Here is a 26,141-nt window from a genome sequence, read left to right on the forward strand (position 1 = left end):
GCTGGCGGTGCCTGCACGTTCGATGGCGACCCGGACCCGTTTGCCTGGTGAAAACGGTGCCCTCAGAACCCCACCGTTGCACTCAACAGATAAGTGCGCGGCGTCGAGAGGGTCAGGCCCGGCTCGCTGTCATCCGAGGCGCCCGCCGAGCTCCAGTAGCGCTTGCCCAGCACGTTCTCGACACTGGCCCGCAGGGTCACAGCCTTCTCATCGACCTTGAAGGCGTAACGCGCACCCACGTCGAAACGCTCCCACGCGTCGATTTCCTTGGTATTGGCCTGGTCCAGATACTGCGAGCTGGTGTAAATACCGCGCCCGGTGAGGGTCAGGCCCTGTACAGCCGGCACATCCAGCTCGGCTCCCAGATTGACGTTGTACTTGGGCGTGGCAGGCGCACGGTTACCGTCATATTTGCCGTCAAGGGTATCCGTCAGCTTGCTGTCGATGTACATCACCCCACCCAGCAGGCGCAGGCCCTTGCGCGGTTCGCCAAACACGCTCACTTCGGCCCCCAGGTTCTGCCGTTTGCCATTAGGACCAAAGACACTGGTCGTGGCATTGGTTTCGTAGGCAGGCTGCCTGATCCGGAACACACTGGCGGTGATCGCAAACGGGCCCGTGTCGTACTTGGCCCCGGCTTCAATTTGACGGCTGATAAACGGCGGGAAGATTTCATCTTCGTTGACCGAGATCGACGGCGCCGTCTTGCCCTGGCTCAGGCCTTCCATGTAGTTGGCGTACAGCGAGAGTTCGTCGGTGGCCTTGAACAGGATGCCCCCCGAAGGCGAGACCTTCTCTTCGTCGTAAGCGGTTTTGCTCTTGATGTCATTGTTCCAGTCATCAACCTTGACCCGCTGCCAGCGGGCGCCCAGGGTCAGGAGCAGACGATCGTCAAAAAAACCGAGGGTGTCGGACAACGCCACACCGCTGTAGCGACTCTCGGTGTAGACCTCGGGATCAAGACGCGTGGGCGTGCCGGGCGTCGGGGTTACAACGGGATCGTAGAGGTTGCTGGTCGACTCCGCATAACGGGCGCCACCATTGGTGAAGTCCATGTAGAAGTAACTCGCGGCCAGATTGACCTCATGGCTCACAGCACCGGTGTGGAACCAGTTGCGTACACCGGCTGAAGCCGTGCGCACATTCTCGTCACGGGTAAAATCGCGGGGCTGGACGCGGAAGTCACCGGCATCGTTGCTCACTGAAACTGCATGGCGCAGGAACTCGTGGTTGCTTTTGCGGGCACCCACGGCACCGTAGACCATGACCGAGTCGTTGACGTCATACTCGGCATTCACTGCGCCGAAGGTGTCCTTGGTGTGTGCCTGGGTCCAGGGTTCTGCGTAGTTATGGCGCACATCGTTGGCGTCCGGAACCTTGGCTTTGGGGCCAACCTGCACCCGCTCCTGCGGGGCGTCGGTGATGCGCTCGGTGCGGCCGATATCCGTCGACAGGCGCAAACGTTCGCCGCGAAAGTCCAGGCCCAGGACGGCCATCTCGCGGTCAACGCTCTGGTGGTCCCACTCGGTATCACCGGACTGTTTTACCCCGTTGAAACGCAAGCCGAACTGGTTCTCGTCACCAAACCTGCGGCCTATATCCACGGCACCGCCGACCTGACTGTTGGAGGCATAGCTGCCGGTGAATTCGGTGATCGGCTGGTCGGTGGCACGCTTGGGCACCACGTTGATGCCTCCGCCCACACTGCCGCGCGGCGAGATGCCGTTGATCAGTTGGCTTGGCCCTTTGAGGATGTCGACGCGGTCGGCCATTTCCATGTCGATGGTGTAAGTCGGCAGGATGCCGTAGAGGCCGTTATAGGACACGTCGCTGTTGAACAGGCTAAAGCCACGAATGGTGAATTGCTCATAGCGCCCGCCCGCCGGGTTGGTTGCGCGCACCGACGGGTCGCTACCGATCAGGTCACCCAGGGTGCGGGCTTGCAGATTCTTGACCGCCTCGCTGGTGTAGGTGGTCATGCTGAACGGGGTTTCCATAAAGTCCCGCGAGCCGAGCATGCCTTGCGAACCACGGCGTGCGACCTGGCCACCGGCGAACACTTCACCGCCCGCAGTACCGTCGGCACCGAGAACCGAGGTACTGGGCAGTTCTACGCTGCCTTGAGGGATAGGAATCAGGGTATAGGCCTGGTCGCCTGCGGGCACCAATTGCAGGCCGGAACCCTGCAGCAGCCGGGCAAAGCCCTCTTCTACCGCGAACGCGCCGGACAGGCCGTTGCTGTTGTGGCCGTTGACGAGCGCAGGGTCTACCGAGAGGTTGACTCCGGCCAACCCGGCGAAGCGGGTCAAGGCCGCACCCAAAGTTCCGGCTGGCACCTGATAGGTTCGGCGCTCGCTACTGTCGGCCCAGCTGCAGGCAATAAACAACGGACTGGCACTGAGGGTCACCACAAGACCCAATCGAAACAACGGGCGCAAGCGCAAGGACGGTACTGCAAGCATGGGACAAGGCTCTCGTATTTTATTCACTTGCCTTGGATGACCGCTGAGATGAAAAAAAGGGACAGCAAAATCTGCTCAAAACCTGTAACCGCTGCCGCAGGCTGCGATAAGGGCCAGCGCGAGCCCTTCGAGCCCGATCGCAGCCTGCGGCAGCGGTTACAGGTTTTGGAGGGTTTACGCCTGCCTGTTTCGTGGTACCAGCGTGACCCAGTAACGCGTGCGTGTTTGCACTTGCAGCGGCAAGGTCGCGGCCAGTAGCGTCAGGATGCGGTCGGTATTGCCCAGCTGAAAACTGCCAGTCACCCGTAGTTGTTCAAGTGCCGGTTCCCAACGCAGTAAACCGGCGCGATAGCGGCTCAGTTCACGCAAGAAATCCCCCAAGGGCTGGTTTTGCGCCATCAGCACCTGCTCACGCCAGCCGGGCTGAAGCCGATCGAACTGACTTAGTGCCCCCGCTCCCGTCACGCCCAAGCTGACCTGCTGGCCTTCGTGCAACAGCAGCGCGGCCCCCTGTAATGGCTGCAATTGCGCCGTTCCGCTGATCACCGAGACCCGACAGTCGCCAGCTTCAAGACGCAGGCAAACTTCGCTGCGGCTGAGCGTGACCCGGCCATAAGGCACTTCGATGGTTAACGGCGCACTGCCTGCGACTTTCAGTGCCATTTCGCCGCGTACCAGCGTCAGCAACCGGGCGTTCATATCCACATTGACGGCACTGGCAGTATTGAGTTGCAGCATGCTGCCGTCGGCCAGCGGCACGCGGGTGTGCTCGCCGGTAGCGGTTTGCAGGTCGGCGCGCCATACGTCCAGCGGCAACTGGCGTGTCACCAGCCAGGCGGTTGGCACCACAGCCGCCACACACAGTGCCTGCTTCAAGAGCGCACGCCGTCCAGGGTCAGGACGGTCAAGAGTGGCCATCGCCAACGCTGTGGGTAGCTTGTGGAAACGCTGGCGCAGCAATTGGGCCTTCTGCCATGCCGACTCGTGGGCACTGTTGCTGTCGCGCCACTGTTGCAGATGCACGCGATCATGCTCGCAGGCTGTTCCGGACTCCATCAGCGCCAACCACTGGGCCGCGGCCCGGGCAACATTGCGCAGTTCGGATGAAGGGGCAGAGTGTTTCAAGCGTCCACCAACAGACAGTGCTCGTAAGCCTGGGCCATATAACGTTTGACCGTGCGCTCAGACACTTTCAGGCGTTCGGCTATCTGCCGATACCCCAGCCCTTCGAGCTGGCTCCAGAGAAACGCCCGACGCACCACTGGCGGCAAGCCGTTAAGCAACTCGTCCAGCGCCTGCAGGGTTTCAAGCAGTAACCAGCGCTGCTCGGGCGACGGCACACTCTCCTCGGGCAACTGCGCCAGCGCATCCAGATAGGCCTGTTCCAGGCTGCGCCGGGTGTAGAAGTTGCTCAGTAGACGCTTGCCCACCGTCAACAGATAGGCCCGCGGCTCACGTAAGTCAGCCAGGGGCTGGGTACTGGCAAGCACCCGAACAAAGGTGTCCTGGCTCAGGTCTGCCGCATCCCATGCGTTGCCCATGCGTCGGCGCAGCCAGTTTTCCAACCAACTGCTGTGATCGCGATACAGCGCATGCAGGGTCTGCTCTTTCGGTGTCGCGGCTTCCATCATCTCAAGAGCCCCTGTGCGTAGGACGAGGTAAATGAGAGTGATTCTAATTTGTGTTATATCTTTAAACCAAGCTCTTTTTCGTCAGGCTCAGCGCTTTGATGCTCCCAGCGGCGCTCTGCTGTGTAGATGAAGCACTAAACTGCTACAAATTATGTAGGCAACGTACTCAGAACTTGTAGTCCCCTGCACAGGCTGCGATAAGCTCCGCCATTAGTTCAATCAACAGCAATCAGGAATAATTGATATGTACGTGGTTTTTGCATGAAGTGGCTCAAGGGCATCATTCTGGGCACGGTCCTGCTTGCAGTCGGCGCCGTAGCGCTTGGGCTGTTTTACTTTCTTCCCCAGCACGATGTGGTGATGGTCACGGGGGTTGAAGTCAAACGGGTCGATCACAATGGCGTGATCAACGCTGAAAACCCGGCTGATGGCCCAACCCGGGATGTTTACTTCATCAACACTGAAGACCCGGTCACCAAGGAAGTCATGGTGTATCGCAACGAGGATACCGGCTGGTCCTTCCCCTGGTATTTCAAGTTCGATTCTGCCGATATCCAGGCCAAGGCCCAGGGGTACTCCCGCGATGCCGAGCAACTGGCACTGATTCGATACTACGGCTGGCGCATCAAGATCTTCTCGGTTTTTCCTAACATTACCGCGATCGAAGCCACCAAAACTCGCACTGAACCCTTCCCCTGGTTCAATACGGTGTTTTTCAGCGTGATGGCCCTGGGGCTGGTGTTTATTGCCGTATTTATCAAGCGCCGCGTGAAACGACGTCCGCAAATGCCGGTAAATTGATTGAATCACTCAGTTGAGCGGTGGTGCCTTTTAATACGGTACATATCGTCATCGGCATGGTTGAGCAGCGTATCGGCGTCCTCCCCGTCCGCGGGGTAAAGGGCCACGCCGATACTGCAGGACGGCATTTTGATCGCGCCAAACTCAGCGCCAAGTGGCTCGGCCATTTTCATCAGAATCTGCTCCACCCGCTTGGACACGGCGTCCGGCGACTGGATATCGGTCAACAGAACCGTGAACTCATCACCGCCCATCCGGGCTACCGTGTCCGTCTCTCTTACGCAGCCTTCCAGCCGTCGCGCCGTCATGCAGAGCACGCTATCGCCCATTGCATGCCCATGAACATCATTGATCCCCTTGAACTCATTGAGGTCCAGAAACAGCAAGGCCAGCGTGCTCTTGTGCTGGCGTGCCTCGCGCAGGGCCGCGTCCAACCGCTCATTGAACAGCGAGCGGTTGGTCAGCTTTGTCAGCGGATCATGATGGGCGAGGAAGCGTAATTCATCCTCCGCCTGCCTGAGTGCCGTTATGTCTCGCGCGACACCGATCCGCGCCCCGACCTCCATGGACCAGAAGGCAGCCCACAGGATATGCACGATACCTCCATCCTTGCGGATGTAACGGTTACGAAAATCCATGTGGGATTGACCATTCATGACCCGGGCAATGGAGGCATGCGAGGCTTCCAGATCATCAGGGTGCATATAATCGGTAATTGTGGTTCCCGTCAGCTCGGACGCACGGTAGCCGAGCAATGCCTCACAGGCATCACTCACAAAAACGATCTGGTTGTCCCTGTCGACCACAAACACCGTATCCAGCATCAGATGGACCAGTTTGGGATAGAGCGCTAGGAGGTCAACGGCCATAGGTCACGGGCATCCAATTGGAAGTCGTCTTGATAATAGACTGATGGCTAAATAATGGCCAAGCAACCATTTCAAATGGCCCTATCGACCTCAATGTTCGAGGTTGTAAAAGAAAGCCGTCGCGAGACGGACCAAGCCGAGATAGTTAAGATTGCGTTTTTTCACCTGCACGGACGGGCACATGACTGAGGTATACCAAGGAAGCTGCCTGTGCGCAGCGGTCAGATATGAACTGCTCACTGCGCCAAAAGCAGTGAGTCATTGCCATTGCAGCCAGTGCCGTAAAGGTCACGGTGCGGCATTTGCTTCGTATGCCAGCGTCCCCCGCAGTGCGCTTCGGATACTTGAAGGCGCCACCAGCATTACAGCCTATCGCTCCTCGGCGACGGTCTTGCGCGAGTTCTGCACCCGGTGCGGCTCGACCTTGTTCTGGTCACGCTCAGAAGGCGAATTTGCCGACTGGGTTTCGATAGCACTGGGCACACTCGACACGCCCTTCGCCACTCAAAAACAGAAACACCTGCATCATGCCTGCGCCGTCCAGTGGTATACGCCAGCCAACTCTGGCCCTCAGGTTGACTGACTACCCGGATCGGCAGGCGGGGTGTCTTGTTCCAGTAAGACGGCACCTTCACCCTGCAGACGCAAATGATCACCTGGGTTGCGCAGAGGGCAGTCCTCCATCGACAGGCATCCGCAGCCGATACACCCATCGAGCTGATCACGAAGCTGGGTAAGGCTGTGAATCCGTTCAGTCAACATGTCCCGCCAATTAGTGGAAAGGGACGCCCAGTCTTTTGCAGTTAGAGGTCTTCCAGCGGGTAGCTCGTCCAGCGCAGCCTTGATTGCAGCCAGCGGTATACCCGCACGCTTCGCAATCTTGATGATGGCAATGCGCCGAAGAGTATCGCGAGCATAACGACGCTGGTTGCCTGCAGTCCGCTGCCCCTGAATCAGTCCCTTGGCTTCGTAGAAGTGGACGGTCGCTATTGTAACGCCCGATCGGCGGGCTAACTCTCCTACCGAAACAGGTACGCGCACATCGATCATGAATTCCTGGCCCCCTCTTGACCTCATCTATACATGAGGTTTTATAAAGAGTGTCGGCTTGCCTTTGCAAGCCTTCATTCGCTGGGGCGGGTGAGTTCTCGAAGTGGAGCCAACATGGACAAGCGTCACATCCCATCTGATCAACCCTCACACAACAGATCGAACCCATGGGCATCTGGAGATAACGCGCCCTCAACTACAGGCTGGGGAGCACTGCTCTCTGGTACAAATGGCGTGCGTTCGCTTGCGCTCGCAGGCGGCGTCGTCCTGCATGCGGTCAATGTTTATATTTCCACGACAATTCTGCCATCTGTCGTAAGGGACATCGGCGGTATCGACTACTACGCCTGGAATACCACACTGTTCGTTGCAGCCTCGATTCTCGGCTCGGCGTTGTCGGCGCGATTACTCATTCGCGCGGGGCCACGCGGCGCTTACGTCAGCGCAACCCTGGTATTTGCAATTGGTACGCTCATCTGCGCATTCGCCCCCTCAATGCCTGTCATGCTTGCCGGGCGACTGATTCAGGGGCTAGGCGGCGGATTTCTGTTCGCGCTGTCCTATGCCATGATCAGGCTGGTCTTCAATGAAAGCCTATGGCCGCGCGCAATGGCCTTGGTCTCCGGAATGTGGGGAGTGGCAACGCTCGTTGGCCCTGCCGTAGGCGGGGTCTTCGCGGAACTCGGTATATGGCGGGCTGCGTTTTGGTCGCTGATTCCAGTCGCACTACTGTTCGCCCTGCTCGCTGTGGCCGTACTGCCCAAACGCAGCACACAGAGCACTGCCCCCTCCCCGCTTCCTCTCACCCAACTGGTCCTTCTGACATCGGCTGTTCTCGTCGTGTCGGCTGGCAGCGTCTCGGCAACCTTCCTCTGGAACATGGTCGGTCTGGCGGCGGCCGTCATCCTGACAGCCTTGTTGGTCACAACGGAAAGCCGCGCCCGACACAGGCTGCTGCCACAAGATGCATTGCGCATCACATCAGCCTTGGGGGCGCTTTATGCAACTATGTCGTTGCTGGCGATAGCCGTTACCAGTGGCGAAATATTTGTGCCGTTATTCCTTCAGGTTCTCCACCACCAGTCACCGCTCGCCGCTGGCTATCTTGCAGCGCTGATGGCGGCCGGGTGGACCCTGGGTTCACTGGCAAGCGCCGCCGTGAGCGGTAGAAACATCCGGCGCGCGATCCTCGCTGGCCCAATCCTTGGATTAGCGGGCATGGTTGCGCTTGCCGTTTTGATGCGAACTGAAACTGAAGGTGGCTGGCAGGCACTTACCCCTATCTGCCTTGCATTGGTCGCAATCGGGCTGGGCGTAGGGCTGGCTTGGCCGCATCTGCTGACCCGCGTCTTTCAGGTGTCTACGGCGGGGGAACAGGACCTGGCAGCCGCTTCGATCACAACCGTGCAGCTGTTCGCTACAGCGCTCGGTGCGGCGCTGGCGGGAATGGTGGCAAACCTCGCTGGCCTGACTGATCCCGGAGGCGTCGGCGGCGTATCAAGAGCAGCAACCTGGCTTTTTGGAGTGTTCGCACTCGCACCGGTTCTTGGTGTTTTTACGGCCTTGCGTGTAGTGCGGCATCGGCTGAATCGCCCCAAGTTTTAGGAGCTCGCTAAGTGCTCAAATGCACGGTCGTCTATAGAGGCAGACGACCGTGTGCTACGGGGCGAAAGCGGCCTGTTACGGCTTCACAGTTTCGGCCAGGAACGGTCAAGGATAGACGTTCCATCTGTATGTAAAAAGGCCGGTAGCCCAGTGGATCTAGCCACTCAACTTGGCCCAGAACTCTTCTGCAGAAGGGCAAATAGCCGCTGTAGGGCGGGTTAGATGAATCTCTAAAGGAATATCCCAGCTTTCGTCGAGCGCCCTGACAAGGCGCCCATCAGTCATTTCCTGTTCTGTCAGGCTTTTGGGCAACCAGGCGACGCCTTTGCTCTCCAAGGCCATTGACATCAAAACGGCGGCAAGGTGACTGCTGAAAAGAGGTTTAAGATGAAGATAATCTTCTTTGCCGTGGAGTCGGTGAGCGACGATTCGGCCTAACCCCGACTCGTGGGTATAGGCCAGGTAAGGCAGTGTTTCAGGAGAAGTACCAAAATTGGCAGAGGCGCTCGCCAGTGGCACGAGTACATCCCCTCCGACCTTCTTTCCAATGAACTGATCAGGTGCTAGCAAGGGTGGGACGTCGGGGTGGCGATGGCAAAGCAGGAATTGAACCTGACCGTGGATTAGCATCTGCTCGCAAACAGCCATGCTGTCTGAATATAGACGTACCGAATCTATCGGCGCGCCATTTTCTGCACCTCTCAACCATCGTGGGAAGAAGGTGAATGACAAGGAGTGTGTGGCTGCAAATTGCAGTGTTTTGGCGGCTACCCCAGCCACCTCCTGTGCCTCGGAACGCATCAGGTACAAACCTCTAGCAGCCTCTTGGGCACTAGACAAAATCTGTCTTCCTGCCTCGGTTAAGGTCGCGCCTTGGGGCGTGCGAACAAACAACTCGACGCCCATCCAGTTCTCCAGGGAACGGACTCTACGACTGAAAGCAGGCTGAGTAACGTGGCGAGCTTCAGCCGCCCGAACAAAGCTGCCGTACTCCGCAAGCGCTGAAAAATCCTCTAACCAAACGAGTTCCAAGGGCAATGCCTCCTGTGCATAGGGCGCGGCATTAATAGCATTGGGCGGGGATCATCGCAAAGCATAACGTGGGATCACAAACAACAAGAGGAACCCGTCATGCGTATCGTAGACATCCGTGAAAAAACTGTCTCTATTGCTTCCCCAATTGCTAACGCCTATATCGACTTCTCCAAAATGACCTGCTCGGTCGTCGCTGTCATCACGGACGTAATTCGCGATGGTAAACCCGTCATCGGCTACGGTTTCAACTCCAACGGTCGCTATGGCCAGGGTGCTCTGATGCGTGATCGTTTCCTGGCGCGTATCACGGAGGCTGATCCGGACACCCTTGTCGACCATGAAAACAACAACCTGGATCCGTTCGCCATCTGGAAAGCCCTGATGACCAACGAGAAGCCAGGCGGCCACGGCGAGCGATCGGTCGCAGTTGGCACCATCGACATGGCTGTATGGGATGCAGTGGCCAAGATTGAAGGCAAGCCTCTCTATCGCCTACTGGCTGACCGTTACCGTAACGGCGTGGCGGATGACAAGGTCTGGGTCTATGCAGCCGGTGGCTATTACTACCCCGGCAAAGACCAGACTAAACTCAAGGCAGAAATGCAAAGCTACCTGGATCGCGGCTACGACGTCGTCAAAATGAAGATCGGTGCAGTGCCGCTGGACGAGGATATCCGTCGCATCGAAGCTGTACTTGAGGTGGTAGGCGATGGTCGTCGGTTGGCAGTCGATGCTAATGGGCGCTTCGATCTTCAGACTGGTATTGCTTACGCTGAGGCGATCAAACAGTACAACCTGTTCTGGTACGAGGAGATTGGCGACCCTCTGGATTACGCACTCCAGGCTGAGCTGGCCAATCACTATGAATTACCCATGGCTACCGGTGAAAACCTGTTCTCCCACCAGGATGCTCGTAACCTGCTGCGCCACGGAGGTATGCGCCCTGATCGCGACTTCCTCCAATTCGACTGCGCCCTGTCCTACGGGTTAGTAGAGTACATGCGCACCCTCAAGGTGATGGAAGAAATGGGCTGGTCTTCCCGACGCGTAGTTCCGCATGGCGGCCACCAGATGTCCCTGAACATCGCAGCAGGCCTGCACCTGGGCGGCAACGAATCCTACCCGGACGTGTTCCAGCCTTTCGGCGGTTTCGCTGACGGCATCCGCGTCGAAAATGGCTACGTCGGTCTGCCGGATATTCCAGGTGTTGGCTTCGAAGCCAAGTCCGCCTTGTACGCAGTAATGCGTGAGTTAGGCGAAGGCTAATCGCCCTCAATCTGCGGTCTCTTGTAAAGAGGCCGCAGAATCCGGCGTCCCCCACTGACGCCAAGCCACACGCCCATCACAAAAATAAAATGAGGTGCTTACGTGGAAATTTCCAAGTCACACTGGTATAGCCAGCTGTATGTGCAAGTGCTGATCGGCATTGTGATCGGTGCCGCCATCGGTTACTTCATGCCTGATATTGGAGCCAAGCTCCAACCGTTTGCCGATGGTTTCATCAAACTCATCAAAATGCTGTTGGCGCCTATTATTTTCGGTACGGTGGTCGTCGGTATCGCGAAAATGGGCAGTATCAAGGAAGTTGGACGGATTGGTGTGAAAGCGCTGATCTACTTCGAGATTCTTTCAACCATCGCCCTCGTCGTCGGCCTTATTGTGGTCAACATCGTGAAGCCTGGTGCAGGTATGAACATCAATGCTAGCGCGCTTGATGGAAGTGCAGTCAGTAAATACAGCCAAGCTGCCAGTGAGCAAGGTGGCACCATTGATTTCTTCCTCAATATCATCCCGCATACATTCATCGGCGCCTTCTCGAATGGTGTAATGCTTCAGGTTATCCTGCTTTCAGTACTAATGGGTGTTGCTCTGGTTCAAATGGGCGAAACCAGCAAACCGCTAATCAACACCATTGATCTGTTCCTGCAAGGTCTGTTCAAGATCGTTGCAATGGTCATGCGCTTGGCGCCGATTGGTGCTGGTGCCGGTATGGCGTTCACTATCGGCAAGTACGGGATTGGTACCTTGCTGTCACTCGGCCAGTTGCTGGTCGCGCTCTACATCACAACCTTGATTTTCATCGTGGTGGTGCTGGGTACTGTTGCCAGATGGTCAGGCATGCCGCTCATGCAATTTCTTCGTTATTTCAAAGATGAAATTCTCATCACGCTTGGCACCTGCTCAACCGAAGCCGTACTGCCGCGCATGATGGTGAAGCTTGAAAAGCTTGGCTGCAAAAAATCAGTAGTGGGCATGGTGTTGCCAACGGGGTACACCTTTAATGCAGACGGCACCTGCATCTATCTCACCATGGCCGCCATCTTTATCGCCCAAGCGACCAATACGCCACTGACGTTTGTGGATCAGATGATTTTGCTCGGTGTATTCCTGCTGACGTCAAAAGGCTCGGCTGGCGTTGCGGGTGCAGGGTTTGTGACGCTGGCTGCAACACTCACAACCATCCATTCAATCCCTCTCGTAGGCCTTGTTTTGCTTTTGGGCATTGACCGGTTCCTGAACGAAGCGAGGGCCGTAACCAACCTGATCGGTAACGGCATCGGCACCATCGCCATTGCCATTGCCAAGTGGGATAACTCGTTTGATGTCGAGGCCTGCGAGCGTGAAATCGCCGCAATGAAACACGAAAAGGCGCAAAGGAAGATGTTACTGGCGCAAAAATAATCCGTCACACGCTCCGGTCATTCCGCGTCAGAAACGGTTATGACCGGTTCCGATTTTTAAGGTTGCGCGTTTCTCTTTAAGCTTTCGGGGCTGCCAGCGCACAGACCATCCATCACCAAGGTCATCAATCTGGCGAGACGCGAGCGCCAGTCGCTCTGGGAGTCCATTTGCCATATTCCAGCAATGGCGAGAAAAAAGTCGTCGTTAGTAATCCCGCTACGAATCGTTCCGGCTTTCTCATTTGCCCTCAAAAGCGACTCGGCAGCTGCTTGAACTGGTGCGTATCCTGACTTCCCCGGGAACTCGTAAATAGACGCAGCTTGTTGTATTGCGGTAGCAAGTCCTGCTTTTGTCATTGCATATTCAGCGAGGCAGTCCATCCATTCTCGGAGGGCCTCCTTAGGTGGTTTTATCGCCAGGAGCTGTTCCGCTAACGAGGCTACCTGCTGCATCTCGAATTGATAAACCTCGAATACCAGCTTCTCTCTGGTGGCGAAGTGCCGATAGAACGTGCCCTGCCCCACCCCTGCCTTCTTCGCAATCGTGCTCAACGGAACCGCAGGATCACGAGTCAGCTCCACCACCGCGACCTCCAGAATCCGTTCACGGTTTTTCTTGGCGTCAGAACGCATCACCAAATCGTCAGTCATGAGCAAAATTTTCCTTGAGTGCATTGCTAAACGGACAATTGTCCGATACATTTTTCTCAAGCGGACACTTGTCCACTTAAGCATCGTTTCTGGAGTTTACTATGAACAGCACTGGCAATACGATTCTGGTCACTGGCGGCACCTCGGGTATCGGCCTTGGTCTGGCGCTTAGGCTTCACAAGGCAGGCAACAAAGTCATCATCGCGGGACGTCGCAAAGCTCTGCTCGACAAGATCACGTCGCAGCACCCAGGTATTGAATCAGTATTGCTGGACGTTTCCGATCCACAATCCATCCAGCGCAGCAGCGAAACGCTTGCGATCAGCCATCCGAATCTAAACGTTCTTATAAACAACGCTGGAATCATGCACTGGGAGGATCTGACTGATCCGCAAAGCCTAAGCACAGCCGAAGATATCGTAACAACGAACTTACTGGGCACGATCCGCATGGTGTATGCATTTACTCCCCACCTGCTCACGCAGTCCAGTGCAACGATTGTGAATGTAAGCTCGGCTTTGGCATTCGTACCGCTGCCTGCAACACCGACCTACAGCGCAACCAAAGCGGCAGTTCACTCGTTCACTCAAAGCCTTCGAGTTCAGCTGGAAGCCTCATCAGTCGAGGTTATCGAGCTTGCGCCACCGGGTGTGCGTACCACTTTGCTTGGGCAGGAAAACGACGAGCACGCAATGCCGTTGGAGGCGTTTTTGGATGAAATCTTCGAGCTACTCGAGATCTCTCCGACCCCACGCGAACTGATCGTCGAACGTGCCAAGCCATTACGGTTTGCTGAAGCGAGCGGCTCACATGATGAAGTGTTGAAAATGCTTGCGGGATACAAACCACCGGCAGAGTGACGGTAAGCTTCGGCGCACGCGCTGTTACCAAGGAAGAGGCTGCCGAGGAACAAGCCCCAAGCAGCCGCTGTATGCTCCAGAAAACGCGGCTCTGTCACTACTGAAAGTTGCTGCATGACTGCTAGGGTGCGCCTTACCCACACCGACTGGATTCAGCCATGCAGCTTAACCTCTACCAAATCGACGCATTCACCTCCACGGTATTCTCGGGCAGCCCGGCAGCCGTGGTTCCTCTTGAAGCCTGGCTACCTGCCGAGGTCATGCAGTCGATTGCCATTGAAAATTCGCTGCCGGAAACTGCGTTCTATGTGCTTAACCAGAGCGGACAATACGAAATCCGCTGGTTCTCGCCATTCACTGAGATCGACTTCTGCGGCCACGCCACGCTGGCAAGCGCTTTTGTGCTGTTCAATCAGCCCGGTGCCAGCAAGTCCATCACGTTCTGGGCCAAGGCAGTTGGAGAAATTCCGGTCACCCAGTTACCTGGCGGCGAGATAGAGTTGAATTTCCCCGAACTCGCTCCCCGCCCGCTGGTTGATGTGCCTGCCCAGTTGCTCGAAGGTCTTTCGATCACACCCAACGAATATTGGGTCAGCCGCCAAGCCTACTTTGCGATTTATACCGATCAACAGCAGGTCGAGAGCGTGGTGCCGCGACTCGATAAGCTGAAAGAGCTGGGCCCGCGGGATGTGGTCGTCACTGCGCCCGGTCAACAGTACGATTTTGTCTCGCGCTACTTCTGGCCAGCCAACGGTGGCGATGAGGATCCTGTCACCGGATCCATTCATGCAGGGTTGGCTCCGTTCTGGGCAAAACGCTTGAACAAGTCGCGGTTGTTAGCGTTGCAGGCCTCCCGTCGGCGCGGTGTGCTGGACTGCCGGGTTGATAACGGCCGGGTATTTGTCTCAGGTCGGGCGGTGCAATATCTGGAAGGGATTATTAACCTGTAAGCGCTTGGTGAAGGCGCAATGAAATGCTGACCCCCGTCGCCACGGATTCCATTCCAGGCGAGTGTCGGGGGTCAGATTTCTGCAACCATCAAATCCAGATTCTGCACCGCGGCGCCAGCAGCGCCCTTCCCCAAATTGTCAAATATGGCAGCCAGCAAGACTTGCCCCGTCTGTTCATTTGCACACACCACCAACTGCAGATCATCAGTCCCGTTAAGCGCCTGAGGATCAAGGTGCGTCAGTTGTTTAGCCTCCTGCAGCGACATCACCTGTACATGGGCTGCATCCAGATAGTGCCGCACAAGACACTCATGCAGCTGCGCCGCATCCACCCCCGGCGCCAGTAACCGAAGTTGCACCGGTATGCTCAGCACGATCCCCTGCCGAAAAGCGCCATAGGCCGGTACGAACATTGGGGGCTGGCTCAGGCCGCTTTGCTGCTGGATCTCCGGTACATGCTTGTGCTCAAGCCCCAGGCCATACACCTGAAATGCCGGGGGCGGCGACGCGCCTTCGCCTTCATATTCCTGCACGCCGACGCGGCCTTTTCCCGAATAGCCCGACACGGCATAAATGTTTGCCGGATAGTCTCTTGGCAACAACCCGGCCTCCAGTAACGGACGCAGCAGCCCTATCGCCCCGGTAGGGTAGCAACCGGGATTACTGACCCGCCGGGCTGTGGCAATGCGCTGCGCCTGCTGCGGGTTCATTTGCGCGAAACCATAGGTCCAGTCCGGATGGGTACGGTGTGCCGAACTCGCATCGATCACCCGTACTGCGGGGTTTTCGATACTCGCTACCGCGTCGCGTGCGGCCTGGTCGGGCAAGCATAAAATCGCGATATCGCAGGCATTGATGATCTCGGCTCGGCGTTGTGGATCCTTGCGATGTTCAGCGCTGAGCGTAACAAGCTGCAGATCGGTCCGGTGGCGTAGCCGCTGATGGATTTGCAACCCGGTGGTGCCTTGGTCGCCGTCGATGAATACAAGTGGACTTGCCATGGAATGCTCTCGGACTCAGGAAATGAGGAGCCCAATCATCAGTCGGGAGTTAAGATAGGAAAAGTTGAATTTATAAACGATGAGATTCAGTTTTTCTGAATAAGGAGCGCTCCATGCGTGAAATCAGCCTCGACCGTCTGCGCACGCTGGTTGCTATCGCCGATCTGGGCTCATTTGCCGAGGCGGCCCGCGTGCTGAATCTCTCGCCGCCCACGGTCAGTTTGCATATCGCCGACCTGGAGTCGCGGGTGGGCGGCAAGCTGTTGTCACGCACCCGTGGCCGCGTTCAGCCTTCGGCAATCGGTGAAACACTGGTGGAGCGCGCGCGACGTCTGCTGGCGGATGCGGAGCAAGCGCTGGAGGACGTGCAGCGTCAGGTGCAGGGCCTTTCAGGGCGTGTGCGGCTGGGCGCCTCCACCGGTGCCATCGCCCAGTTGATGCCGCAAGCGTTGGAGATCTTGAGCCAGCGCCACCCTGCAATCGATGTGCAGGTTGCAGTGCTGACGTCGCAGGAAACGTTGAAAAAACTTGCCGAGGGCTCTTTGGAAATAGGTCTGGTCGCGCTGCCTCAGACTCCCGTCAGGCAATTACGGATCAAGCCATGGCGACGGGACCCGGTCATGGCTTTCTTGCCCGCTCGCTGGGAATGTCCGCAGGTTGTCAGCCCCGACTGGCTGGCTGCTCAGCCATTAATTCTGAATGACAACACGACCCGGCTTTCGCGCTTGACCACAGAGTGGTTTGCCAGTGATGGACGCCAGCCAACCCCGCGTATCCAGCTGAACTACAACGATGCGATCAAAAGCCTGGTGGCAGCCGGTTATGGCGCGACCCTGTTGCCGTATGAGGCCTCAACACCCTTGCCTGATACCAGAATCGCCATGCGGCCTTTACATCCCTTGCTATGGCGGCAGCTGGGCATAGCTCACCGCGAAGGCGACATCGAACGATCTACGCAATATGTACTGGATGTGTTGTGGGGGTTGAGTGCGCAGTAGCCGACAAGGATCACAAAAGGCGCGTCAGAGCGCTACTTGCAGCGCTGTATTCACTCGCCAGGAAACAACCTCTCAATAGCTGCCCAATGACTTCAGGGGCAGCAGCGGCTTGTACTCGCACTTCTCGCGCACAAAAGCGGTTGGCACTATCACCCTGCTTTCAAAGAAAGTGGCAAAGTCGAAGTCCTCCAGGCGGTATGGCGCCACCAGCACGGACTCCTGACCGGCACCGAGAAAAACCACAGGACGCTCGGGATCGACATTCGCGCACTCATGTCTTTGGTTGAAATCCAGCGCCTGCGCGATCAGATAGACCTTCTCCGGAATACGCGTATCGCTCAACTGATCGCTGGGCCAGCTCCAACCGAAAAACAGAATCACACCCGCCACCGCACTGCACAGCACAGAGAACCACGGGACATCCCCGGTCGCTTTGCCCTTGACCCAATTGCTGATGAACAAGAGATGAAGCGCCAGAATCAGCGCCGCGATGCTCAGCACAAAAGGCACCAGCAGTTTGAACAGCACCAGGCCTGTGGTCAGGACCAGGGTGATGGGCAAGGCGGAGGCGTCCACATGGAACACGCCATTGATGTGCCCCGCTGCTCTGCCGCGCGCATAGAACAACGCCCCGGAAAGGATCAGCGACAACAATAACTTGGTGACGGCGAAGCTCCACAATGACTTCACCACTGACGAACGCTCGACCAACACGCCGACGAAAATCAGACACAAGCTCACCCCCCACAGCCGAAATGCCAGGGTATGTTCGCGCACCCACTCCATGTCACTGGCGGCAGATCGCACAATGGCCAGCAGGACGCCGATGACGCCAATCACCACCATGGCACGGAGCAAATCTTGGCGCTGCTTTTCCTGCTGGTGGCGGTGCTCGATCAACCATTCGGACAATCTGCGCTGGATATCCCGTACGTAGTACTTCAACGACCTCGGGGAGTTACTCGACAAGTCACGTTCGGAGCCGCTCAGCTCGTGATGGATACGTTCGAGCCTCTGCTCAATTTCTTTGGTCATCTGTCTTTCCAACTCCTGTCGGGGATAGTTCAGTTTGCCCGCCTGGGCCGGTCTTTCCGGGAAAGCGTCGAGGCACAGGCCACACGTGGACATTGAAATGGAGCGGTGAGCGAACGCCCCCGGTCACTACTTACGCCTCACATAGTGACACTCAGCACCCATCCCGCGATTCCGCTCCCAATGACGACCAGCCACGGCGCAACCTTCCAGAACATCAGCGCAACCAGGGCCAGCACGGCCAGACCGAAATCCTGCGGCTGCAAAATGGCACTCGTCCATACCGGATGGTAAAGCGCAGCCAACAGCAGACCAACCACCGCGGCATTGACCCCGGCCAACGCGGCCTGAGTTCGTACGCTACGGCGTAATTGTTCCCAAAACGGCAAGGCGCCCAGAGTGATCAAAAAGGACGGCGCATAGATCGCCAAGAGGCAGATTATCCCCCCTGCCCATCCTGATGGAGGGACATTCATCGACGTGCCGAGGAATGCGGCGAACGTGAACAGGGGGCCAGGTATGGCTTGCGCGGCGCCATATCCTGCCAGGAACACGTCATTACTGACCCAGCCGGAGGGCACCACTTCGGCCTGCAACAGTGGCAGCACCACGTGCCCGCCACCGAAGACCAGTGAGCCGGAGCGGTAGAAGGCATCCACCAGTGCCACGGTTTGACTGGGCCACAGTTGGGTCAATAGCGGCAGCCCCACCAGCAATACCAGGAATAAAGACAGGTAAATCCCCCCGGCCCGGCGGCTGATGGAGATCGGCAATGGATCGTGCTCGGCACACTGCCCGGGTTTGAACAGCAGCAAACCTGCAAGCCCGGCAGCAACAATCACGCTGACCTGCCCCCCTGCAGACGGCTCAAGCAAGGCGACGCAGGTAGCAATCGCCATCAGGGTGACTCGCGTCACGTCTGTGCACAGATGCCGCGCCATCCCCCAAACGGCTTGAGCAACCACCGCGACAGCGACCACTTTGAGGCCATGCAGGACGCCGGGAGAGATGGCTGATCCATATCGGGAGATGCCCAGCGCAAACAGGATCAGCGCAATGGCCGAAGGTAGCGTAAAACCAGCCCAGGCCGCGAAAGCCCCACCGTATCCTGCACGTGACACCCCCAGAGCGATGCCAACCTGACTGCTTGCCGGGCCAGGTAATAATTGGCAGAGCGCGACCAAGTCCGCATAGGTGCGCTCGGTCAGCCAACGCCGTCGTGTGACAAACTCATCGCGAAAGTAGCCCAAGTGCGCAATAGGGCCACCGAACGAGGTCAACCCAAGGCGCATGAAGATGAAAAAAACTGACCAGGCGCTGCTGCGTTTATCGACATAAGAGTTGGCCATGCATGTGCCTACCTGGTTAGAACAAGACCGGTAAATTAATCGAATTACGATAGCGAATTTCGCCTATCTAAAACGGCCCCTCTCGAGGAGTTTGTTTTGATCACATCGCGGCGCTATACGCCTTCGAAATGGCACACCTTCCGATCCTGGTTCGAAGGTGCACCCTAAAATTTGGCCTTTCATAACAGGGCCCTGACTGGCCGCTTCCGACCAATCGTGGAAATTGTCGACCCAAAACAGACACGCCCTCCTCTCACGATCCACGCCTGCGCAGGTCGATTTTTCCGGCTTTTCTTTTGAGATTTCCCGTCGCTATAGCGCTCAGCATTTTCTGAAATTTTGAGCATTCAATGTGATGTGCCGCAGGGCAAGACGCTACTCGACGAAGCTCATCGCGTACGGCGCCAAGTCGCTCGATGGTACGGTCCAGTTCGTCAGCTTTTTCGTTAAGCCGCTGGCGATCGATATCAGGCTGGCCCTGCGCATCCTGCATGGCAACGAGATCGTCCAGTGAAAACTCTGCCGACTGCCCGAGCGCGATCAAGGACAATCGCTGGAGTACATCGCCATGAAACACGCGACTCAGGCCCCGACGCCCTATCGAACGGATAAGACCTTTCTCTTCGTAGTAGCGCAGCGTTGAAGCCGGTAGACCGGAACGTCGTGCCACCTCACCAATATCCAGCTCTTTCATGCTTGACCTCAAGTCGACTTGAACCTGCAGACTACTCGGATCAAACCTCCAAAACAGGTTCAAGGCAAGGAGCAATACCATGGAAATAGCCGAGACAGCACTGCGTATTCTGTTGGTTGGAATTGGGGCCACGCTGATCATGGACCTATCGGCTTTTGTTCAAGCACGAGTATTTGGCCTGACGTCGCCTAACTATGGGCTGGTCGGTCGTTGGCTTGGCCACATGCTGCAAGGGCAGTTTCGTCACTCCACAATCATGACGGCGGCTCCTGTCAGGAATGAGCGCCTGCTGGGGTGGGTATTTCATTACGTCACCGGCATAGTCTTCGCAATGGTGCTGATCGGTGCGAAAGGACTTGCCTGGCTCTGCAACCCCACACTGGTGCCTGCGCTGGTGATGGGGTTGGTCACTGTGATTGCGCCTTTCTTCATCATGCAGCCCGCGTTCGGTTTCGGCATTGCTGCTTCGAAGACAGCGGCACCAAGCGTGGCAAGGCGCAGAAGCATCACTGCGCATCTGATTTTCGGACTAGGGCTTTTTGTAGCTGGATGGCTGTTGATGCAGATCTTTCCGGCATCGTTATGCCTAAGTTGAGTGCCTTTGGGCAGCGCTGGTGCTTAGGGTAAGAGCGTAAGTTCTGAGTGTCTGTTTGTAGCCGATTGCTGCACGGGGTAAAAGGCGGGTGCATTGAATGTGAGTCAAGGGCTACTTCTGACCGAACGCAGCCCGCCACGAGGGGCTGCTTTCATCCTAGTAAGAGACCGATAGACTTCTATGCGCAAGAACACAAAATTGTGAAATTCAGCAAACAACACTGTGCAATAACAGCGAGCTCCAGGAAGCGGAACTCCAATGTAAAGGCAGTCAGATGGACAGCAAGCGCTGTTGAGTTCCGGGGGAGAGTCAACTTCACTTTGAATCGCCAATAAGGGCCTAAAACGAAGTAATGGGTGTGTCGACTCAAAAGACTAATCACCCTAAAAAATCACAACCTCATATCATTGGTTTTGTTTTACCTCGTAGTGCAGGAACAGCACTCCCGAGTCAAACAATTTACTTTTCACCAGCGTGAGTGCAGTTCTGTCCTTAATATTTTTGAATAAAGGAATACCCTGTCCCAACAGTATCGGATTGATGAATAGCCAGTACTCGTCGATGAGGTTTTCCGCCATTAGCGCGTGTGTGGCGCCGGGACTGCCAAACACTAAAATATCGCTGCCCGCGCTATGCTTAAGCTTGCTGATTTCATCGCTTAAATGGCTGCTGATGATTTTAGTATCAGGATTATTCTTTTCCAGCAGGGTTTTCGACAACACAATTTTTCGGGCGGTTTTATACCATCGCGAATGCGCCTGGTCATGCGTACTGGCGTTGGGCTGCTCGGTAGCGGTTGGCCAATAGGACTCCATCATCTGATAGGTGACGCGCCCGTATAACGCGGTGTCGGTCTGCTGAATCCGCTGGTCCACATATGCAAACAAATCGTCGCTCAGACTGATCCAGCCCAAGCTAGCCATGCCTTCATCGGTGGAGGCAACAAAACCATCCAGTGACACATGCATAAACGAAACAATTTTCCGCATGACTATCTCCTTGATTTTATTTTGATTACATAGTCGTTAAGTCCCGCCAGTGCTTGGTATCTGCCTTCATTTCCATCCTTCCTCTCCCCACCATGTTGCGTGGTTACGCAGTAGAAAATCAGCCGAACGTCATTCTTAAACTGCCTTCCGTAAATGAGCCAGTCCCGACTGTCTCTTTTGGCCCAGAGTGTGTAAAAACGCGTCGCCAAAATTGAAGTGTGCGCTTCTACGTTAAATCTGGAATTTATCGGCACATCTGCAGATGTGGATTTTCCGTAGAAGCGCGACTTCCAGTCTGGTTTGAGTGCCTGCCGCACTGAAAAACGTTCTTACACAGCCTGGGCCGATAGCAGCCCTTCTTGACAGAGGGCTATCAACCCAAAACGATCATCTAGCGAGGTATTGAACGGGTGCCGGAAATACGCTCAGTGCTTAAGCATAGAGCTATTACATTAGTCCAAGTGTTGAAACTCCCTGACGATAAAGTCGATGAAAGCGCGCGTTTTCGCTGGCAAATGCAACCGCGATGTGTAAACGAGATTGATGGCTAACCCAGGCAACTCCCAGTCGGTCAGAACCGGGATCACCCGAGCTTTCGAAAAGATTTGCAGGATCGCTCCAGGGACATTGCCGCCATCGACGAAAACCCCCTTCGCGCCGAAAACCATCAGGCCGTGACCGGTGCTTGTGTCCTGAAGGGAGGCAGGGCCAGGCGCTCACCTACCTTGCCCTGTTGCAATGGCTCCCGATCACGGCGGAAAAACAGAGCCACACATTAGTTGTATACAATAACTTTAAGTTCTGGTTACATTATTCCGCGCCTACGACCCCGGTAATCGCCGGGGCGTATTGCGACGGTCAAAAAACCATGCAACATCCACAGCCGCTCCAACCCATCGAACGTCATCCACGGATGTCGTTCAACGACCTCTACGATGCTTGCTTGAGCCATCGTTCAAGCAACACATTCGTCTTCCTGCCGTTCGCCGACCACACCTACGGGAACCTCCTGGAACCCACTGCGGGTCAATGTCTGCTGAAGTCTGAGCCTGACAGCAACACGTTGCATCCAGGCAGTACCTGCCTGCAAGGGCTTCGCTGATGCCGAAAACAGGTGTATGCCCAGAATCAACTTGTATCCAAGATCCATACGGAAGAGGAGCACCCATGCCCAAAACTTTACTGGTCAAAAACGCCGAGCTTTTGGTGACAATGGATGGTGAGCGCCGGGAAATCAGGCGCGGTGGTCTGTTCATCGAGGGCAACCTGATCAAGCAGGTCGGCCCTACCGAAACGCTGCCCCAACATGCTGACGTGATTCTGGACATGGCCGGGAAAGTAGTAATTCCAGGCCTGGTCAATACCCACCACCACATGTACCAGAGCCTCACCCGCGTAGTGCCGGCGGCTCAGGACGGTGAGCTGTTCAATTGGCTAACCAACCTGTATCCAATCTGGGCCCGGCTTACGCCCGAAATGATTGCGGTATCGACTCAAACGGCGATGGCCGAGCTGATTCTCTCAGGCTGCACCACCTCCAGTGACCACCTCTATATTTACCCCAATGGCTGCAAGCTTGATGACAGCATCCATGCCGCCGCAGAGATTGGCATGCGCTTTCACGCTGCACGCGGCAGCATGAGTGTGGGCCGCAGCCTAGGCGGTCTGCCACCCGACTCCGTGGTGGAGAAAGAGAGTTACATCCTCAAGGATTCCCAGCGCCTGATCGAAGAGTTCCATGATGCCAGCCATGGCTCAATGCTGCGCATGGTCGTGGCGCCCTGCTCGCCCTTTTCCGTGAGCCGTGACCTGATGCGCGAATCAGCAGTTCTTGCGCGCCAGTACGGTGTGTCATTGCACACGCACCTTGCAGAAAACGTCAGCGACATCGCCTACAGCCGCGAGAAGTTCGGCATGACCCCTGCCGAATACGTCGAAGACCTGGACTGGGTCGGCCACGATGTATGGCACGCCCATTGTGTGCAACTCGACCAGCACGGTATTGAGCTGTTCGCGCGCACCGGGACCGGAGTTGCCCACTGCCCGTGCTCGAACATGCGTCTGGGCTCCGGGATCGCTCCGATCCGCAAGATGCGCGACCAGGGTGTCCCGGTGGGCCTGGGTGTGGACGGTTCGGCTTCCAACGATGGCGCCAGCATGATCGGCGAGGTACGCCAGGCGCTGCTGTTGCAGCGTGTCGGTTTTGGCCCCGATGCAATGTCTGCTCGTGAAGCACTGGAAATCGCAACACTGGGCGGCGCCAAGGTGCTCAACCGCAATGATATTGGCGCCCTCGCCCCCGGCATGGTGGCGGACTTCGTCGCCTTCGACCTTGGACATCTGGCCTATGCCGGCGCCCTTCACGACCCGCTGGCCGCCTTGGTGTTTTGCACCCCGACCCACGTCGACACCAGCGTGATCAACGGCCGTGTGGTGGTCAAGGACGGTCACCTCACCACCGTCGACCTACCCCTGGTGCTGGAACGCCACAACCGGTTGGCCCGGCAGTTGGTCAGCGGCGAGTGACCCGTACCAACCGCTGCCCTCGACACTGAGTGCAACGACGGGCGCAACTGCGCCCACCCACTCATCGAATGCGACTGAGAACGTGCTGTTAGACGCATCTAAAATAACAAAAGCGAGCTACTCACCATGACTTCTTCAGCTTCATCTCGTCCAGAGGACGAAAACCTCGGTATTGGCGCCAACCTGGCCTACGGTCTTCAACATGTGTTGACGATGTACGGAGGCATCATCGCTGTCCCCCTGATCATCGGTCAGGCTGCCGGGCTTTCTTCAGCCGACGTGGGCCTGTTGATCGCCGCGTCGCTGTTCGCCGGAGGCCTGGCCACCTTGCTGCAGACACTTGGGATTCCATTCTTCGGCTGTCGCCTCCCTCTGGTTCAAGGGGTGTCTTTCGCCGGTGTTTCGACCATGGTCGCGATCATTGGCAGTGACGGTACAGGCGGACTGCCCGTGGTATTCGGGGCGGTAATCGTGGCGTCGGTGATCGGCCTGCTGATCACGCCGCTGTTCTCGAGCATCATCAAGTTCTTTCCGCCGCTGGTGACGGGAATCGTCATAACCACCATCGGATTGACTCTGATGCCTGTCACGGCACGCTGGGCCATGGGCGGTAACAGTCAGGCAGCCGACTTTGGCAGCATGGCCAACATAGGCCTGGCGGCACTCACACTGGTCACCGTACTGCTGCTCAGCAAGCTGGGAAGTGCGAGTATTTCGCGCCTGTCGATTCTGCTGGCAATCGTCATCGGCACACTGGTCGCTACCGCTTGTGGGATGGCCGATTTCTCCCAAGTACTCGAAGGCCCCTTGGTGGCGCTGCCCGAAGTCCTGCACTACGGCCTTCCGCAATTTCGGTTCGCCGCTATCCTGTCGATGCTGATCGTAATTCTCGTGACCATGGTCGAGACCTCCGCAGACATTCTCGCCGTCGGTGAGATCATCGATACCAAAGTCGACTCGAAACGCCTCGGCAACGGCCTGCGGGCGGATATGATTTCCAGCGCCCTGGCGCCCCTGTTTGGCTCCTTCACCCAGAGTGCCTTTGCGCAGAACGTTGGTCTGGTCGCCGTGACTGGTATCAAGAGCCGCTATGTGGTGGCCACCGCCGGGCTGATCCTGGTGACTCTGGGGCTGCTGCCGGTGATGGGAAGACTGGTCGCCGCGGTGCCTACCGCCGTCCTCGGTGGTGCCGGTCTGGTGCTGTTCGGCACCGTCGCAGCCAGCGGTATCCGTACCCTGGCCCAGGTGGACTACCGCAACAACATGAACCTGATCATCGTGGCCACATCAATCGGCTTCGGCATGATCCCGATTGCAGCGCCAAACTTCTACAATCACTTCCCGACCTGGTTCGAGACCATTTTCCACTCCGGCATCAGCTCGGCAGCGATCATGGCCATCCTGCTCAACCTGCTGTTCAACCATCTGCGGGCCGGTAACTCCGACCAGCAATCGGTATTCGTTGCTGCCAGCGATCGCATCCTGCGCTCCCGGGATATCTGCGAACTCAATGACGGTGATGTTTTCCGCGATGGCAAGCTGTTCGACTGCAACGGCAAGGAAGTACCGATTATAGAGAGTGACGAGAGCCATGAGCAGGCCCCGGCACTGCGCAAAAAGCGCTTCGAGCAGGAACACTAGGCCACCCTGAGCCAAGGAAAGCGGCGTGCACGCGCCGCTTTCCATACTGCCGTTGTGGATGCCTGTTCAAGGGCAATATAACGGCTGATCAACCAGGTTTTCACACGCTCCAAGCCAAAAACGCATGTCGAAACAGCAAGTCTAAAAACCACCGCACTCTGGGGCCGTTGGCGATTTAAGCAACGGGCACCTAGAACTTTTCCCTGTTTATTGGTCTATGTGAATAAGCACATCTGCGCGGCAGGCCCGAACCCGAAGGTTCCCGCAGCCAGATGGCGACACGTCCAATTGTTAATCAGAGGTTTTCTGCGCTCATGAAATTCCATGACCCACGAATGGTGCTTTTCGGCCTGTTCGCGTTGGCGGCAGTGGGCTCGGCATCAGCCACACAAATGAAAGCCTCAAGCCCTGTTTTCGCCCCCGAAGTCGCAGCCGTTGAGGTTCCGGTCCAGGCTGGCGAAAACCCTTGGCCGACCCTGGCCAGTATCGACGCCAGGCAACCAGCAACATTACTTGCCCATGACGACCGATACAGGGATGACGGTCGCTGGCACGATCGCAGGGACGATTCACGCCGGGAGAACTGGCGTCGAGAACAATGGCGCAGAGAACAGGCGCGCCGGGAAGCCGAACGCCATAGAGATTGGGAGCGCCGCCATGATCGGGCCATGCGCCAGCGCTACGAGGACGAACACCGCTACTATCGTCGCTAGCATCGGTA

25 protein-coding genes are annotated in these 26,141 nt (G+C 56.9%); 12 read left to right on the forward strand and 13 right to left on the reverse strand.

The window, feature by feature from the left end; genetic code table 11:
• Positions 1–62: 62 nt before the first annotated feature.
• From U5A05_RS14015 to U5A05_RS14025, 3 genes are all read right to left on the reverse strand, one after another.
• The gene (locus U5A05_RS14015; protein ID WP_321833454.1) at positions 63–2,462 is read right to left on the reverse strand and encodes a TonB-dependent receptor; all 2,400 of its coding nucleotides are present in this window, start codon (positions 2,460–2,462) and stop codon (positions 63–65) included.
• Between the two features lie 174 nt (positions 2,463–2,636).
• Positions 2,637–3,587: a FecR domain-containing protein gene (locus U5A05_RS14020; protein ID WP_321833456.1), complete on the reverse strand. Its 951-nt coding sequence runs from the start codon at positions 3,585–3,587 to the stop codon at positions 2,637–2,639.
• Entirely contained in the window at positions 3,584–4,093 is a 510-nt protein-coding gene (locus U5A05_RS14025; RefSeq protein ID WP_261738509.1) for a sigma-70 family RNA polymerase sigma factor, read from the reverse strand. Before U5A05_RS14025 ends, U5A05_RS14020 begins: the two co-directional genes overlap by 4 nt.
• Positions 4,094–4,354: 261 nt before the next feature.
• On the opposite strand from U5A05_RS14025, the gene U5A05_RS14030 reads away from it, so the two are divergent.
• On the forward strand, positions 4,355–4,894 hold the full coding sequence (locus U5A05_RS14030; RefSeq protein ID WP_261738510.1) for a DUF1523 family protein: 540 nt from the start codon (positions 4,355–4,357) through the stop codon (positions 4,892–4,894).
• A 5-nt stretch (positions 4,895–4,899) separates the two neighbouring features.
• On the opposite strand, the gene U5A05_RS14035 is transcribed toward U5A05_RS14030, so the two are convergent.
• Positions 4,900–5,763, reverse strand: a complete 864-nt coding sequence (locus tag U5A05_RS14035) for a sensor domain-containing diguanylate cyclase (protein ID WP_261738511.1) — start codon at positions 5,761–5,763, stop codon at positions 4,900–4,902.
• A 181-nt stretch (positions 5,764–5,944) separates the two neighbouring features.
• On the opposite strand from U5A05_RS14035, the gene U5A05_RS14040 reads away from it, so the two are divergent.
• Positions 5,945–6,346 carry a GFA family protein gene (locus tag U5A05_RS14040; RefSeq protein ID WP_261738512.1) on the forward strand — a complete coding sequence of 134 codons (402 nt, stop codon included), beginning with the start codon at positions 5,945–5,947 and terminating at the stop codon, positions 6,344–6,346.
• Here the strand turns inward: U5A05_RS14040 and soxR are convergent.
• On the reverse strand, positions 6,334–6,813 hold the full coding sequence (soxR, locus tag U5A05_RS14045) for a redox-sensitive transcriptional activator SoxR (protein WP_261738513.1): 480 nt from the start codon (positions 6,811–6,813) through the stop codon (positions 6,334–6,336). The two genes, U5A05_RS14040 and soxR, sit on opposite strands and share 13 nt — an antisense overlap.
• Positions 6,814–6,927: 114 nt before the next feature.
• Between soxR and U5A05_RS14050 the strand changes: the two genes are divergently transcribed.
• Positions 6,928–8,418 (forward strand): MFS transporter, encoded by a 1,491-nt coding sequence (locus U5A05_RS14050; protein WP_261738514.1) that lies wholly within the window; start codon positions 6,928–6,930, stop codon positions 8,416–8,418.
• 156 nt (positions 8,419–8,574) lie between these two features.
• Here the strand turns inward: U5A05_RS14050 and U5A05_RS14055 are convergent, their stop codons facing one another.
• A complete protein-coding gene (locus U5A05_RS14055) occupies positions 8,575–9,450 on the reverse strand; it encodes a LysR family transcriptional regulator (protein WP_321833467.1) in 876 nt (291 codons plus the stop codon).
• 99 nt (positions 9,451–9,549) lie between these two features.
• On the opposite strand from U5A05_RS14055, the gene U5A05_RS14060 reads away from it, so the two are divergent.
• Positions 9,550–10,719 (forward strand): mandelate racemase/muconate lactonizing enzyme family protein, encoded by a 1,170-nt coding sequence (locus tag U5A05_RS14060; protein WP_261738516.1) that lies wholly within the window; start codon positions 9,550–9,552, stop codon positions 10,717–10,719.
• Between the two features lie 102 nt (positions 10,720–10,821).
• Positions 10,822–12,135, forward strand: coding sequence for a C4-dicarboxylate transporter DctA (dctA, locus tag U5A05_RS14065; RefSeq protein WP_321833470.1), 1,314 nt, complete (start codon positions 10,822–10,824; stop codon positions 12,133–12,135).
• Positions 12,136–12,191: 56 nt separating this feature from the next.
• Here dctA and U5A05_RS14070 read toward each other — a convergent pair whose 3' ends face one another.
• Positions 12,192–12,785 (reverse strand): TetR/AcrR family transcriptional regulator, encoded by a 594-nt coding sequence (locus U5A05_RS14070; protein ID WP_261738518.1) that lies wholly within the window; start codon positions 12,783–12,785, stop codon positions 12,192–12,194.
• 101 nt (positions 12,786–12,886) lie between these two features.
• Between U5A05_RS14070 and U5A05_RS14075 the strand changes: the two genes are divergently transcribed.
• Positions 12,887–13,645, forward strand: a complete 759-nt coding sequence (locus U5A05_RS14075; protein WP_261738519.1) for an SDR family oxidoreductase — start codon at positions 12,887–12,889, stop codon at positions 13,643–13,645.
• 158 nt (positions 13,646–13,803) lie between these two features.
• Entirely contained in the window at positions 13,804–14,595 is a 792-nt protein-coding gene (locus tag U5A05_RS14080; RefSeq protein ID WP_321833475.1) for a PhzF family phenazine biosynthesis protein, read from the forward strand.
• 71 nt (positions 14,596–14,666) lie between these two features.
• Here the strand turns inward: U5A05_RS14080 and argC are convergent, their stop codons facing one another.
• A complete protein-coding gene (gene argC / locus U5A05_RS14085) occupies positions 14,667–15,596 on the reverse strand; it encodes an N-acetyl-gamma-glutamyl-phosphate reductase (RefSeq protein ID WP_321833478.1) in 930 nt (309 codons plus the stop codon).
• Between the two features lie 113 nt (positions 15,597–15,709).
• Here argC and U5A05_RS14090 point away from each other — a divergent pair, with 113 nt between their 5' ends.
• A complete protein-coding gene (locus U5A05_RS14090) occupies positions 15,710–16,594 on the forward strand; it encodes a LysR family transcriptional regulator (protein WP_261738522.1) in 885 nt (294 codons plus the stop codon).
• 72 nt (positions 16,595–16,666) lie between these two features.
• Here U5A05_RS14090 and U5A05_RS14095 read toward each other — a convergent pair whose 3' ends face one another.
• From U5A05_RS14095 to U5A05_RS14105, 3 genes are all read right to left on the reverse strand, one after another.
• Positions 16,667–17,629 (reverse strand): hypothetical protein, encoded by a 963-nt coding sequence (locus tag U5A05_RS14095; protein WP_321833480.1) that lies wholly within the window; start codon positions 17,627–17,629, stop codon positions 16,667–16,669.
• A 137-nt stretch (positions 17,630–17,766) separates the two neighbouring features.
• Positions 17,767–18,975, reverse strand: a complete 1,209-nt coding sequence (chrA, locus tag U5A05_RS14100) for a chromate efflux transporter (protein ID WP_321833482.1) — start codon at positions 18,973–18,975, stop codon at positions 17,767–17,769.
• Positions 18,976–19,228: 253 nt separating this feature from the next.
• Positions 19,229–19,669: a helix-turn-helix domain-containing protein gene (locus tag U5A05_RS14105; protein ID WP_261738525.1), complete on the reverse strand. Its 441-nt coding sequence runs from the start codon at positions 19,667–19,669 to the stop codon at positions 19,229–19,231.
• 79 nt (positions 19,670–19,748) lie between these two features.
• Here U5A05_RS14105 and U5A05_RS14110 point away from each other — a divergent pair, with 79 nt between their 5' ends.
• Positions 19,749–20,264: a DUF2938 domain-containing protein gene (locus U5A05_RS14110; RefSeq protein WP_321833484.1), complete on the forward strand. Its 516-nt coding sequence runs from the start codon at positions 19,749–19,751 to the stop codon at positions 20,262–20,264.
• 404 nt (positions 20,265–20,668) lie between these two features.
• Here U5A05_RS14110 and U5A05_RS14115 read toward each other — a convergent pair whose 3' ends face one another.
• Together U5A05_RS14115 and U5A05_RS14120 are read right to left on the reverse strand one after the other, a co-directional pair.
• Positions 20,669–21,253 (reverse strand): dihydrofolate reductase family protein, encoded by a 585-nt coding sequence (locus U5A05_RS14115; RefSeq protein ID WP_321833487.1) that lies wholly within the window; start codon positions 21,251–21,253, stop codon positions 20,669–20,671.
• A gap of 452 nt (positions 21,254–21,705) precedes the next feature.
• A complete protein-coding gene (locus tag U5A05_RS14120; RefSeq protein ID WP_321833489.1) occupies positions 21,706–21,921 on the reverse strand; it encodes a hypothetical protein in 216 nt (71 codons plus the stop codon).
• Between the two features lie 499 nt (positions 21,922–22,420).
• Here U5A05_RS14120 and U5A05_RS14125 point away from each other — a divergent pair, with 499 nt between their 5' ends.
• From U5A05_RS14125 to U5A05_RS14135, 3 genes are all read left to right on the forward strand, one after another.
• Entirely contained in the window at positions 22,421–23,779 is a 1,359-nt protein-coding gene (locus U5A05_RS14125) for an 8-oxoguanine deaminase (protein ID WP_321833491.1), read from the forward strand.
• 126 nt (positions 23,780–23,905) lie between these two features.
• Positions 23,906–25,420, forward strand: a complete 1,515-nt coding sequence (locus tag U5A05_RS14130) for a nucleobase:cation symporter-2 family protein (protein WP_321833493.1) — start codon at positions 23,906–23,908, stop codon at positions 25,418–25,420.
• A 314-nt stretch (positions 25,421–25,734) separates the two neighbouring features.
• Positions 25,735–26,133: a hypothetical protein gene (locus U5A05_RS14135; protein ID WP_261738532.1), complete on the forward strand. Its 399-nt coding sequence runs from the start codon at positions 25,735–25,737 to the stop codon at positions 26,131–26,133.
• Positions 26,134–26,141 lie beyond the last annotated feature (8 nt).

This window comes from Pseudomonas kulmbachensis, assembly GCF_963681935.1.
Lineage (GTDB): Bacteria > Pseudomonadota > Gammaproteobacteria > Pseudomonadales > Pseudomonadaceae > Aquipseudomonas > Aquipseudomonas kulmbachensis.